The sequence below is a fragment of the Prosthecobacter sp. genome, assembly GCF_029946185.1.
Classification (GTDB): domain Bacteria; phylum Verrucomicrobiota; class Verrucomicrobiia; order Verrucomicrobiales; family Verrucomicrobiaceae; genus Prosthecobacter.
In genome coordinates, this window is sequence record NZ_JAQSEA010000184.1 from 1 (window position 1) to 13463 (window position 13463).

At 60.9% G+C, this 13463-nt stretch carries 11 protein-coding genes; 8 read left to right on the top strand and 3 right to left on the bottom strand.

The window, feature by feature from the left end; translation table 11 throughout:
• The 8 genes from PSV43_RS15880 to ligD (PSV43_RS15915) form a co-directional block, all read left to right on the top strand.
• Positions 1-795 (top strand): CheR family methyltransferase (locus PSV43_RS15880; protein WP_300199354.1); only part of this gene is annotated, 795 nt, incomplete at its 5' end.
• Positions 792-1403: a chemotaxis protein CheB gene (locus PSV43_RS15885; protein ID WP_300199357.1), complete on the top strand. Its 612-nt coding sequence runs from the start codon at positions 792-794 to the stop codon at positions 1401-1403. The genes PSV43_RS15880 and PSV43_RS15885, both read left to right, overlap by 4 nt.
• Complete coding sequence (locus PSV43_RS15890; RefSeq protein WP_300199360.1) at positions 1400-2926, top strand: response regulator; 1527 nt, start codon at positions 1400-1402, stop codon at positions 2924-2926. The genes PSV43_RS15885 and PSV43_RS15890 overlap by 4 nt, the downstream gene beginning before the upstream one ends.
• Before the next feature lie 167 nt (positions 2927-3093).
• The gene (locus tag PSV43_RS15895) at positions 3094-4320 is read left to right on the top strand and encodes a PAS domain-containing protein (protein WP_300199363.1); all 1227 of its coding nucleotides are present in this window, start codon (positions 3094-3096) and stop codon (positions 4318-4320) included.
• Positions 4283-5302: an ATP-binding protein gene (locus tag PSV43_RS15900; protein ID WP_300199366.1), complete on the top strand. Its 1020-nt coding sequence runs from the start codon at positions 4283-4285 to the stop codon at positions 5300-5302. The genes PSV43_RS15895 and PSV43_RS15900 overlap by 38 nt, the downstream gene beginning before the upstream one ends.
• A gap of 91 nt (positions 5303-5393) precedes the next feature.
• Positions 5394-6269: a Ku protein gene (locus PSV43_RS15905; protein ID WP_300199368.1), complete on the top strand. Its 876-nt coding sequence runs from the start codon at positions 5394-5396 to the stop codon at positions 6267-6269.
• A 9-nt stretch (positions 6270-6278) separates the two neighbouring features.
• The gene (gene ligD / locus PSV43_RS15910) at positions 6279-7889 is read left to right on the top strand and encodes a non-homologous end-joining DNA ligase (protein ID WP_300199371.1); all 1611 of its coding nucleotides are present in this window, start codon (positions 6279-6281) and stop codon (positions 7887-7889) included.
• Positions 7886-8794 (top strand): non-homologous end-joining DNA ligase, encoded by a 909-nt coding sequence (ligD, locus tag PSV43_RS15915; RefSeq protein WP_300199373.1) that lies wholly within the window; start codon positions 7886-7888, stop codon positions 8792-8794. The genes ligD (PSV43_RS15910) and ligD (PSV43_RS15915) overlap by 4 nt, the downstream gene beginning before the upstream one ends.
• 59 nt (positions 8795-8853) lie before the next feature.
• Here the strand turns inward: ligD (PSV43_RS15915) and PSV43_RS15920 are convergent, their stop codons facing one another.
• From PSV43_RS15920 to PSV43_RS15930, 3 genes are all read right to left on the bottom strand, one after another.
• The gene (locus tag PSV43_RS15920) at positions 8854-9447 is read right to left on the bottom strand and encodes a hypothetical protein (RefSeq protein ID WP_300199376.1); all 594 of its coding nucleotides are present in this window, start codon (positions 9445-9447) and stop codon (positions 8854-8856) included.
• Positions 9431-10771, bottom strand: a complete 1341-nt coding sequence (locus tag PSV43_RS15925) for a coproporphyrinogen-III oxidase family protein (protein ID WP_300199379.1) — start codon at positions 10769-10771, stop codon at positions 9431-9433. The genes PSV43_RS15920 and PSV43_RS15925 overlap by 17 nt, the downstream gene beginning before the upstream one ends.
• 75 nt (positions 10772-10846) lie before the next feature.
• Complete coding sequence (locus PSV43_RS15930) at positions 10847-13396, bottom strand: bifunctional serine/threonine-protein kinase/formylglycine-generating enzyme family protein (protein ID WP_300199382.1); 2550 nt, start codon at positions 13394-13396, stop codon at positions 10847-10849.
• Between the last annotated feature and the right edge of the window lie 67 nt (positions 13397-13463).

A 13463-nucleotide genomic window follows, 5' to 3' on the forward strand; every position in this document is an offset into this window, starting at 1 on the left:
CTCGATCTGCTGGTCGAGGCCATTTTCCGCAAGTATCACTATGACTTCCGGGACTATTCTGCGGCCTCGCTCAAACGCCGTCTTCTGCAGGCCCGCGAGTTCTTCGGCTGCGAGACCTTCTCCGCCCTGCAGGATCGGGTGCTGCATGACGCCGACCTGCTGCCCCAGCTTCTGGGCTACCTGACCGTCCAGGTCAGCGAGATGTTCCGTGACCCCACCTTCTTCCGTGCGCTGCGCGAGGAGGTGGTGCCGCACCTGCGTACCTACCCCTCGTTGAAAGTGTGGGTAGCAGGCTGCAGCGCTGGCGAGGAACTGCACTCCCTGGCCATCCTCTTCCGCGAAGAAGGCCTGGAGGAGCGCACGATGTTTTACGCGACGGACATCAACACCGACGCTCTGCGCAAAGCCGAAGCGGGCATGTATGATCTGGAGCGGATTGCGCTCTTCACGGCGAACCATCAGAAATCAGGCGGGAAGTCCTCCCTCTCTGACTACTACACCGCCGCGTATGGGGCGGCCGTCTTTGACAAATCCCTGCGAAAACGCACCGTCTTCTCCGACCACACGCTGGCCTCAGACGCCGTCTTTGCCGAAGTGCATCTGGTGTGCTGCCGGAATGTGCTCATCTATTTCAACCGTGAGCTGCAGGACCGCGCCGTCGGCTTGTTCAAAGACTCGCTGGTGCGCCGGGGCTTCCTCGGGCTGGGGTCCAAAGAAAGCCTGCACTTCTCCGCCCATGCGTCGGAGTTTTCCGAACTCAACCGGCCCGAACGCCTCTACCAGAAGAGCCTATGAACCCGCCTGAAACCCGCACCTCTATGCAGGCGCTTGTAATCGGTGGCTCGGCCGGGGCCGTGGGGGCGCTGCTCAAGCTCCTGCCTTGGCTGCCGGGCGGCTACCCGCTGCCGGTGCTGATAGTCATCCACCTGCCGCCGGATGACAGGGGCACGCTGGCCGGACTGCTAAACAGCCAGTGCCAGGTGACCGTGAAAGAAGCGGAGGACAAAGAACCCATCTGCCCGGGTGTGGCCTACGTGGCACCCGCTAACTACCATCTGCTGGTAGAACCGGATTTTTCCTTCTCGCTCTCGCAGGATGAGCCCCTCTTTTTCTCGCGACCGTCCATTGATGTGCTCTTTGAATCTGCGGCCGACGCCTACGGCAGCGGACTGAGCGGGGTGATCCTCACCGGGGCCAGCCAGGATGGCGCGCATGGACTGCTGGCGGTACACTCCGCCGGTGGAAGAACGTTTGTGCAAGAACCCGCCACAGCCGAGGTGTCAACCATGCCGCTGGCTGCGCTGAGCGCCTGCCCGGAGGCCTGCGCTCTGCCGCTCAACCAGCTCGCCGAAGAGCTGCGTGCCCTGGCGCGCGCAACCGAACTTTACGCCACGCTTCCATGACCAACCCGACCATCAAATTTTTGCTTGTTGATGACCTTGAGGCCAATCTGGATGCGCTGGAAGGACTGCTGCATCGGGAAGGGCTGGAGCTGCTCAAGGCGCGCTCCGGTGCCGAGGCGCTGGAACTGCTGCTCCTGCATGACGTGGACCTGGCGCTGCTGGACGTAAACATGGCGGAGATGGACGGCTTTGAGCTGGCGGAACTCATGCGCGGCACGGAGCGCACCCGACGTGTGCCGATCATCTTTCTCACGGCAGGGGCCATCGACCCGCAGCGGAGATTTCGCGGCTATGAGGCTGGTGCGGTGGACTTCATCTTCAAGCCCATCGAACCCCACATTTTGCAGAACAAAGCCGACATTTTCTTTGAGCTGGCGATGCAGCGGGAGATCCTGCGGCGGAGTGTCGCAGAAGCGCAGGCCGCCAACCGCGCGAAGGATCACTTCATGGCCGCGCTCAGCCACGAACTGCGCACCCCGCTCACCCCCGTGCTCATGGCCGTGTCCGCCCTGCAGCACACCCCCAACCTGCCCACCGAATCGCATGAACTCCTGGACATGATGCGACGGAACATCGAGCTGGAAGCCCGCCTCATCGACGACCTGCTGGACGCCACCAGCATTCACAACGGCAAGCTCACCATCAAACCCGCGCAGGTGGATGTGCACGAACTCCTGCAGCATTGCCAGCAAACCATCGACTGGGAGGTGAAGGACAAGCAGTTCCGCTTTGTCACTGACTTCAGCGCCCCCCGACACCATGTGCTGGCAGACCCCGTGCGGCTGCAGCAGGTTTTCCTGAACCTGCTCAAAAACGCCATCAAATTCACTCCCGTCGAAGGCAGCATCACCATTCGCACCTTCAACCCGGATGAAACCACGGTGGGGGTGCAGGTGGAAGACACCGGCGTCGGCATCAGCCCCCAGTCCAAGCCCCGCATCTTCGATGCTTTCGAACAAGGGGATGCCCAGGGACAGACGCGCTTCGGCGGCCTCGGCCTCGGCCTCTCCATCTCCAAGGCCATTGTGGAGGCGCATGGTGGTGCCATTGAGGCAGACAGCCTCGGCGCAGATCGCGGCTCCACCTTCACGGTCACACTTTCGATCATTGAGGATACCGACCTGAACATCACGGCTTTCGACCTCTCCGAACCGGTTGTGGCAAAGCGCTCGCTGCGTCTGCTGGTGGTGGAAGATCATGCCCCTACGCGTGAGATCCTCGGACGACTGCTGACGCGGAACGGCCATCACGTGGTCAGCGCCAGCAGCGTGGCCGAAGCTTTGGCGGCATTCAAGAGCCATCCCTGCGATGCCGTCATCACCGATCTGGGGCTTCCAGATGGCAGCGGACTGGATCTCATGCGGGCACTGCAGCAACACGCGCCCATCATTGGCATTGCTTTAAGCGGCTACGGCATGGAGGCCGATCTGAATCAGTCCAAGAAGGCCGGTTTCCGGGCTCATCTGACCAAGCCGATTCAGATGGAGGAACTGCTGCAGATCCTGTCCCATGTGGAGTGCTGAAAGTCCTCGGGTTTCCCTGCCCTGCTGAGACGCCCGGTTTCCAAAGGTGTACTAATACGATGAAGAATGGAATACTGATTTTAGCATGGTCACCGCATGAAACGGGTGCATGATCGTGGTGCTCCCGCCACCGTTGAGTCATCTGGTTTGCGCATAGACTGAGTCGAATGATCTCCCCTTCCAAAGAAACGGACATCTGTCCTGAAGATCCGCACACCTCGTGGAGGCTGGAAGATATTTTGAAGGATGAGGAACTGGCCAGCCGCCCTTCACGGCCGCCCAATTATCAGGCGGATAGCGAGGCTCTGGTGGCACTGGCCCGGCACATGGCGGAGAGTCCCAAGACCATCCTCCAAAAGCTGGTAGAGACGGCGCTGACGCTGTGCGGAGCAGACTCCGCCGGTGTGAGCCTGGAGGAAATATACAACGGCGAAGACATCTTCCGCTGGCGAGCCCTGACCGGACGCATGAGCGGCTTTCTAGGTGGCACCATGCCCCGCAATTTAAGCCCCTGTGGGGTGACGGTGGACCGTCAGGCCGCGCAACTCATGCAGCATCCGGTGCGCTACTACCCCTACATCGCCGGACTGAAGATTCCCATTCAGGAGGTGCTGCTGGTGCCCTTTTACCGGGGCGGCCATGCCGTGGGCACCTTGTGGATTATTTCGCATGACAGGACCCAGGCTTTCGATGCGGAGGATGCCCGCATCCTCGGCAGCCTCTCCCAGTTTGCCGCCGCCGCCGTCGAGACGGTTGGCATGGTGGAGAGCATGGGCAGTGTGCAACTGCAGCTCAAGCAGGCACAGACCAAGCTGGAATCCGCCTTGGACGCAGGGGCCATCGCCACCTGGGAGTGGGACATTCTCAACGACCGCTTGCATGCGGATGCCTACTGCGCCCGGCTTTTTTCCCTGAGTCTAGAAGAGGCAGACGGCGCTCCCATCCAGAGGTTTGTTGATGCCATGCACCCGGACGACCGTGCCGGGGTGGAGCAGCAGATCCAGGCCGCCATCGAGCGGGATGCGCACTATGAGGTGGAATACCGGGTGAAGAACGGCCCCGGCTACCGCTGGGTGCTGGCCCGTGGGAAAGTGTTGCGAGACGCCACCGGCAAAGCCATCCACTTCTCCGGCGTGGTGGTGGACATCACCACCCGCAAGCAGGCGGAGATGGAGCGCGAGACCCTGCAGCAGAAGCTGTGGGACCAGGAGCGCGAGATCAGCCTGGAGTTGCGCCAAGCCCGCGACCAGGCCGTGGCCGCTGCCCGCGCCAAGGACGACTTCCTGGCCGCCCTCTCCCACGAACTGCGCACGCCCCTCAACCCCGTGTTGCTCCTCGCCAGTGACATGGCGGAGAATGCCGACTACTCCCCCGAGGTGCGGGCCGCACTTTGAAACGGTGCGTAAAAATGTGGAGCTGGAGGCGCGGATGATCGATGATCTGCTGGACCTCACCCGCATCACCAATGGCAAGCTCAAGCTGGACGTCATCCTGGTGGATCTCCAGGCCATCGTGCAGGATGCTCTGGAGAAGGTGGCGGCTGACGCTCAGGAGAAAAACATTCACATCCAATGGGAACTGGGCGCAGCGTTCTCCCATGTGCAGGGAGATCCTGTACGGCTGCAGCAGGTGTTTTGGAATGTGCTCAAAAACGCGGTGAAGTTCACCCCCTATGGCGGCAGCATCCGCATTGTCAGCCAGAATCCGACCGGCACTCGGGAGATACAGGTGGCGGTGCATGACAGCGGCGTCGGCATTGCAGCGGAGGATCTGGACTCCCTCTTCGATGCCTTCTCCCAAGGCGCGCACGCGGGCTCGCATGTGTTCGGGGGTCTGGGCCTGGGGCTGGCCATCGCCCAACGCATGATGCAGATGCACGCCGGCCGCATCGTCGCCAGCAGTGCCGGAGAAGGCCAAGGCGCCTGCTTTGCCATTCACATGCCAGTCACCGAGACCCCCGCCCGCCAGCAGGAGGCGGCAGTGCCTCCCGCCGCCGCGCCCTCTGCCGGACTGTGCATCCTCCTCATCGAAGACCATCTTCCGAGCCGCCAGATTTTGGAACGCCTGCTGATCCGTCGCGGCCATGCGATCACCACCGCCGGCTCCGGTCAGGAGGCCTGCGAGCAGGTGAAGACGCAGGATTTCGACCTCGTGATCTGCGACGTTGGCCTGCCGGACACCGACGGCCACACCTTGCTGACGGATCTCTGCCAACTGCGCCCCGGCCTGCCCGCCATCGCAATGACCGGCTACGGCTCCGAGGACGATGTGGAGAAATCCGACCGCGCCGGATTCCTCATGCACCTCACCAAACCCGTGAGCATCTCCCGCCTGGATGAAGCCTTGCGGAGCATCCCGACAAGACGCTTGGAGTGAGGGAATAAAAGGAGTACCGCCGTGGCGGCACTGCGTTTGGGTAATTGACAGGCGCGGCGTCACCCAGAGGCGCGATACATGGGGTAATCCCATGAGAGCTATCTGGAAAGGCACCATCAGTTTCGGTCTGGTATCCATCCCCGTGTCGCTTTATCCCGCAGTGCGGCGGGAGGACCTGCATTTCCGCCTGCTGCGCGGGTCGGATCTCAGCCCGGTGAACTACAAACGCGTGGCTGAAAAGGATGGCAAGGAGGTGCCCTGGAACAAAATCGTGAAGGGCTACGAGTATGAGAAAGGCAAATTTGTGGTGCTGAAGGACGAGGACTTCAAGCGCGTGGACGTGGAGGCCACGCAGACGGTGGAGATCATGAACTTCGTCAAGCTGGCGGACGTGGACCCGCTGCTCTTCTACAAGCCGTATCATCTGGAAGTGGGCAAAGGCGGCGGCAAGGCCTACATCCTGCTGCGGGATGCGCTGAACAAGAGCGGCAAGATCGCCATCGCCCATGTGGTGATCAAAACCCGTCAGCACCTGGCGGCGATCAAACCGCAGGACAAAAACCTCATGCTGGAGCTGATGCATTTCCCGGATGAGTTGCGGGACAAGTCAGACTTCAAAGCACCGGAGGGCAAGGCCCCCGCCAAGGCGGAGATCAACATGGCGGAGAAGCTGATCGAAAGCATGACGACGCCGTGGCAGCCGGAGGAGTATAAGGATGAATATCGTGAAGCCTTGGAGGAGATGATCGATGACAAGGTCGCGCATGGCGGCACCAAGCCGGTCAAAACGGTGAAAACGAAACGCCCCGCCAATGTGATTGATCTGGTCTCGGTGCTGCAAGAGAGCCTGAACGCCTCCAAATCGAAACGCGCCGCAGTGCATGGCAGCAAGTCCAAGTCGAAGACCAAGACCGCCAGAAAGACCGCAGCGGCGAAGCACCCGAAAAGCCGAAGAAAGGCGGCGTAGACCCGACCTATGTCTCTCCGCGAGTACAAGAAAAAACGGGATTTCAAGAAGACCGCCGAACCCAAGGGCCAAAGAGAAAAGGGCAGCGGCGTGCGCCAGTTTGTGGTGCAAAAACATGCCGCGTCTCATCTTCACTATGACTTCCGCCTTGAACTGGATGGCCGCTTAAAATCATGGGCGGTGCCCAAGGGCATGCCCTTTGCCAAAGGCGAAAAACGTCTGGCAGTTGAGGTGGAGGATCACCCGCTTTCATACATCCATTTTGAAGGCCCCATCCCACAGGGGCAGTACGGTGGCGGCACGGTGATGGTCTGGGACACCGGCACGTATGCCGCAGCCTCCAAGACCCCTTTGAAGGAGCTCGCTGGCGGCAAGCTCCACTTCACCCTCACCGGCAAAAAGCTCGCGGGAGAATGGTATCTGGTCCGGTTGCGCAATGAAAAGCAGTGGCTGCTCATTCGTGGCGGCGAAGACATGAAGCCGGTGACCAAACGCATGGATGACACCTCGGCCCTATCAGGCCGCAGCATGAAGCAACTGGCCACAGCGGAGCCTTGGACCAGCTCCCGCAAGAAGGGCGTGCCCAAGCCTAAGCCCGAGGCAGTCGCAAAGCCCAAAAAAAGCCCTGCTCTCTCCCGCGCCACCGCAGCTTTGTTTATCGAGCCGATGAAGGCCAAGCCCGTGTCCTCGCCACCCACGGACGGAGACTGGATCTATGAATTGAAGTTCGACGGCTTCCGCGCACTCACCCTCAAGCAGGGCAAGAACACCGCGCTCGTCTCGCGCACGGAGAAGGACATGACGGCCAAATTTCCTGAAGTGACCGAGGCCCTGCAAGAGCTTGCATTGCCGGACTGCATTCTCGATGGCGAGATTGCCGCGCTGGATGAAAAAGGCCGCTCCTCGTTTCAACTGCTCCAAGCCTATGATCTCGGCCAGGAGCAGCCGCCCCTATGCTACTACGTCTTTGATCTGCTGCGCTTGAAAGGCCGTGATCTCACCGGCCTGCCCTTGCTGAAACGCAAGGCAATGCTGCGGAAGCTGTTCAAGGATTCCAACGTCATTCGTTATTCCACCTCGCTTGAGGGCGGCGCTGGGGAGCTGCTCAAGCACGTGAAAAAGCTGGGGCTGGAAGGCCTCATCGGCAAACGGCCGGATTCCGTTTATGAAGCCGGACGCCGCAGCGGGCAATGGATCAAGCTGAAGATCCATCAGGAGCAGGAGGTCGTTATCGGCGGCTTCACCGCACCCGCAGGCAGCCGCAAGCACATCGGCGCACTGATTGTGGGGGTGCATCGGGATGGCAAACTGCAATGCGTGGGCAAGGTGGGCACAGGCTTCAATGCACGTCTGCTGATGGAGCTGCATGACCAATTTCAGCCGCTCATTCAAAAGAAATGCCCCTTTGTGAATCTGCCCGCAGAGCACAGCGGGCGCTGGGGCCAGGGCATCACCCAGGCGGACATGAAGCACTGCACGTGGCTGAAACCACGGCTGGTCTGCCAAGTGAAATTTGCCGAATGGACGCGCGACCAACGCCTGCGCCACCCTGTGTTTCTGGGCATGCGCGAAGACAAACCCGCACGTGAAGTGAAACGCGAAAAAAACGCCGCAGCATGAGTCAGAAAACGCAGCTCGAAGTTGCAGGCGTACAGGTGCCTGTGAGCAATCTGGACAAGGTGATGTATCCGGCAACCGGCTTCACCAAAGGGGATGTCATTCACTACTACATCCGCATCGCCGAGCAGTTGCTGCCCCATCTAAACGCACGTGCGCTCACGCTGAAGCGCTATCCCGACGGCGTGGACGGATTCTTCTTTTATGAGAAGCAGTGTCCGGACCACCGGCCACGCTGGGTGAAGACCACGCAGGTGGCGAAAAAAGACGGCAGCATTGATTACTGCCTGATCAATGATCTGCCTTCTCTGGTGTGGGCGGCCAATCTGGCGAATCTCGAATTTCACACCTTCCTGCACCGCAAGACCGCAGTCTCACGACCCACGGTGCTGGCGTTTGATCTGGATCCCGGCCCCCCGGCAGACATTCTCACCTGCTGCAAGGTGGGGCTGCTGCTGAAAGACTGCTTTGATGCGCTGGGCCTGCAATCGTTTGCCAAGACCTCCGGCTCCAAAGGGCTGCAGGTGTATGTGCCGCTGAACACTCCAGTCACCTATGCGCGGACCAAAGCCTTCGCGTCAGCGGTCGCGCTGGCGCTGGAAAGCGAATGCCCGGATCTGGTAGTTCATAAGATGCTCAAGAAGCTCAGGGGCGGCAAGGTGCTGGTGGACTGGAGCCAGAACGATGACCACAAAACCACCGTGAGCGTGTACTCCCTGCGCGCCAAAGAAACCCCCACCGTCTCCACCCCGGTGACATGGGCCGAAGTGACAGCCGCATGGAAGCGCAAAAAGCCGCTGATCTTTGAAGCTGAGCAGGTGCTGCAACGCGTGAAAAAACACGGCGACCTGTTTGCCCCCGTGCTGACTTTGAAACAAAAGCTGCCTGCGCTCAAATCGATTGGATGAACCGGTTCACCAAGCCGCGCGCAGGTATGCGCTGAGGCCTTCATCTACATGCTGAAATACTACACCATCCTCGGCAGCACCTCGACGACATCCGCCAGCACTCGTCCGCTGCCGTGGCGGAGCTCATTGCAGCGACCAAAGAGGATCTGGCCGCTGGTGGCTCCGAGGAGGTCGGCGAGGCGCTGATCCACGGAAATGCGGAAGTAGCCGCGCGGGTGGCTGGAGTGCGGCACCTGGTAGCGCTCCAGAATGGCACCAAAGGGCACGAGGCCTTCGAGGACGAGCTTCTGCGCCTCCTCAGGCAGGATATCAAGATGAATGCCGATGGCACCAAACTCGACGGGCATGCCGTCATTGCGGCGGTGCAGCACGGAGGCGCGCACAAGGTAGTTGCCGATGCGGGCGCGGGCGGCCACGTCCAGATCGATCTCGCTGGCGTGGAACTCCCGCAGGTGGGGCGTCATGTCCTTTTCATGCACAAGCAGAAAGCGCTCCTGCTCCGCCAGCTCCTGAGGCTGAACAAACGTCACGCGCGGGCGTGCACTGCCGATGCCGTAGAAAAAGATCAGCGGCGCGAGGATGTCCTCGTCCTGCCGTGGGATCTCGTTCACCGCTGTGGCAGCGGGGTGTGCGGCTTCAAGTGTAGCGGGCATACTGACGATGCTGAGGGAGGAAGAAATCATGCAGCAGCCTGTCCACCTGGAGCAGGCCATCGCGGGAGAGCGTGATGCCTTTCTCATCCAGCGTGGCAAAGCCTTCCTTGGCCAGGTAGTCGAGCTGCGGCGCGAAGTGCTTGCGCGGATCTTCACCGAACTTTTTGATGTAGTAGTCGAAGTCACTGCGGCCAAGCTTGAGCTTGAGGATGAACTCGCGCACGAAGCGGTCTTCCGCCGTGGTCTGGTAGGCACGGTAGATGGGCAGCTGGCCGGCATCCACGGCCTGCATGTAGGGGCCCACATCGGACTGGTTTTGATAATGCACGCCGGCAAGGTGGCCGAAGGAGGCGACGCCGCAGCTCAGCAGATCCGCGCCTTCCCAGAGGGAGTCACGATAGACGAACTTGATGCGCTGGGTGTCCTTCACCACGGTGTAGGCACTGGTGACGGTGTAGCCGTCCTTTTGAAATTCATCGAAGGCGTAGCTGACCCAGTCGCGCTTGGTCTGCCAGTCGGCCACCGGGGCGGTGACTTTCCCCTCGGCCTTCATCTGCTGATACATGGTGGTGTTGAAGGGCACCTCCATCTGATAAATCGTCACGGCATCCGGCTGCATGGCGATGGCCTTGCGCACGGTGTCCTTCCAGTTGTCCCAGGTCTCGTTCATCATCCCGGCGATGAGGTCGATGTTGATGTGCTCAAAGCCGAGCGTGCGGGCGAAGCGGTAGGCCTTGTCGATCTCGCCGCTGCGGTGGGCGCGGCCGTTGGTTTCGAGAATGTGATCGTCGAAATTCTCCACGCCGAGGCTCAGGCGCGTGACACCAATATCGCGGATACCGGTGAGCTTGACCTCATTGAGCGTGCCGGGTTCGGCTTCGAAGGCGACTTCTGCGGCCTGGTCCCAGGGGACCATGTCCTTCATGCGGTTGGTCAGGTCCTTGAGCTGCGGCACGGAGAGGTAGCTCGGGGTGCCGCCGCCGAAGTAAACGAAGTGCGCCTTGCGACCCTTCAGGTAAGGCTGGCTGGTGAAGCGCTCCATCTCGCGCATGCCAGCGTCGATGTAGGCCTTCACTTCCTGGGCATTCTTGTCGGTATAGACTTTGAAATAGCAGAAGTGGCAGCGTTTGCGGCAGAACGGGATGTGAAAGTAAACCCCCAGCGGAATGTCTGCGGGCGCGGGGCGTTGCAGCACCTCCTCCACGACTGAAACCTGGTCAGGTTTCCAAAAGGAGAAGGGCGGGTAGTTGGAGACAAAGTAGTTTCCAGCCTCGGTCTGTTCGACCTTCTTTTCGGGGGCGGGAGTTTCGAGCGCGGTTTGCATAAAAGGAGTATTTAAGTAACGAGGGCCGAGTGCAGTTCTACGAGCAAAATTGCCAGGAAGTGCAGCGATTAGGAATTATTTGCCATGCGCCAGCACCACGCGGAAGCCGATGGTGTTCCGTCGTGTTTCAGGCGGCACGGGCGTGCGCGCGGAGGCCAGCAGTTCATCCTGCGAAGCGCAGCGCCAGTTGCCGCCGCGCGTTGTGCCCAGAACGGGTTTCGCCGGATCACCCGGTTTGGCTGGAGCAACCGGGGTGTAATCCGTCTCCACCCATTCGGAAACGTTGCCCGCGAGTCCTGTGAAACCTCGGTCGTTCGGCGGCAGGGCCGTGACTGGAGCGAGAAAGGGAAACCGGTCCTCATAGCCGGGGATCGCGCTGTCGAGGCTGGCTTTGCGTGCGCCACTCATGTCAGCGAGATTGTCCACGTCTTGCGGCGGCGGCCATTCGAAGCCCCAGGGATAGATGCCACGGATGCGGCCATTGCGCTCCTCCGGTGTCGAGCCACGCTCAAGCGGCAGCCCCACCGCACGGCTCCATTCTTCATCGGTGGGCAGACGGTATGAATCCTTCGCGCCGATCAGCCCGGCGTTGCGCTCACGCTCCGTCAGCCAGGCGCAGAAGGCCCGCGCTTCGTTGCGGTCCACTCCCACCACTGGCATGGTCCCGCCGCCCTTGTTGGCCCCATCCAGCCGCCCAGGACGGCGAGCCTGAGTCGCTTTACAGAATTCCAAGAAATCGCGATGGCGGGTTTCCCACGCGGAGAACATCACGTCCCCCAGCGGCACCAGATTCATACCGAGGCTGTTCGCCTTCCACTGGCGGCCAAAGGTGACGGCCTTGCGCGTCTGCATGTCGGCAAACAACTCCGCCTGCTCCCCTTCCCGCACTTCGCTTTCCAGCACGACATCGGCGAAGCCTTCCTCGCGCAGTTCAAACTCCACCGGCCCGGTGCGCACGCGGGGCAGTTCCAGCGGTGTCTCCCCCAGAAACTGATCATGCTGAAACACCCGCACCTTGTCCGGCTGACTGTTGACGATCACGCTGCCGTAGGTCTGCCGTTCCACACGCAGATGAAAGGCGCGCCAGTTCTTGTCGTCACTCTGCTCCCCCTTGTCGGTCTCCCGGCCATCTGGCATGTCGTCGGTGGCGGCCTGCCCGCTTTCCACAAAGTAGAAGGGCTCCACCTCGTAGCGGTGCTCCTGGCTTAGAAATGCCTCGCTGCGGTCACGATCAGTCAACCAGTAACGAAAGGCCTCCGCATCGCCATCCGGAACGACGACGAGGTATGCCGACTCCTGATCTTTGCCGCGCTGAAACCGCACCACTTTGCCTTCGAACGATCTGCCAGTGGCCTCCAGAAAGCGCTTGAAGTACTTCATCTCCACCGGCTCCGCGCTGATGTGCCCGCCCGGTCCGGGCTTGAACACCATGCCTAGGTTGTTGACCCAGCGCTCGCCTTTTTGCGGCAGCTTTGAGGGCTCCAGTTTCAGGTCAAACACCGCCGGTTTTTCATCCAGAGCGATGTGATCGATTTCGATCTGCTTATAACCCGGCAGGCGCAGTTGATAAATCACCGGCACCCCTTCAGCGGGGTTCAGCTCCAGTGGCGTCTCGCCAAGCTGGTCCTCACCGGCAAACACCACCGCACCCGGAGGTGTCGTCACGATCTTCAGCCGTGGCACCGAGTTGTTCATCGCCATCACCGTGCGGGTGCGATGGGTTTGCGCCAGCCACATGCCAAATCCCACCGCCAGGAGAAGTGAAACCGAGCCGATGGCGATCCACGTCCACATCAGCCGCCGGGAAGAAGGCAGCGGTTCGCCGCGCAAGGCCAGCGCCATCTCGCGTGCACTGACAAAGCGCCCCTTGGCCTTGGGCGCACAGGCGGTGCAGACCACATCCTGCAGCCTGCGCCAAACCTCCAGGGACGAACCCGTCTCTGCACAGGAGGGCAGGTCCGGGAAATCCAGCCGGTCCTTCCCAGTGCTCGCCTCATACAGCACCATGCCCAGGGAAAAAATATCTGAAGCTGCCGTGCCCGGCCCCTCGGGCGCCACAAAACCCTCGGTGCCCACAAAACTGCGCTGCCCCAGCAAGGCGACCAGCCCGATGTCCGCCAGCCGGCAGATGCCGTCGATGAAAATGAGGTTCGAGGGTTTGACGTCGCGATGAATCAGTTGATTGCGGTGCAGGTAGTCCAGCCCCTCTGCGATCGTCGTCCCCAGCTTGATGCACAGCTCCGCAGACACGCATTTGTCCCGCTTCATTTGCAAGCCCAGCGTGTGCGGGTTGTAGGTCTCCGCATTGATCTCTCGCCCGGTTTCCAGATCATCCGCCAGCTCCATCACATAATAATAGAAGCCATCCTGATCGTTGCGCCCCACCTGGAGAATGGGCACAAGCGCCTCATGCCGGCGTGAGATGGGCTCGAAGCGCTTGATGGCTTCAAACTCGCGCTCAAAGGAATCAGGCCGGTCGTAGTCCTCCCGCCAGATCACCTTCACCGCGCGCAGCACACCGGTGACGCTGCGCGCCAGCCAGACCTCGCCAAAAGCTCCGTGGCCGATGATACGAAGGGTCTCGTGATCGCGGATATCGGGCGCTGTACGTGACTTGGACTGCATGCAGGAGGTGGGAATAACTGAATTACACCGCAACCGCGCCTGCTTGTCGATTGCGAAGTGGAGAAAT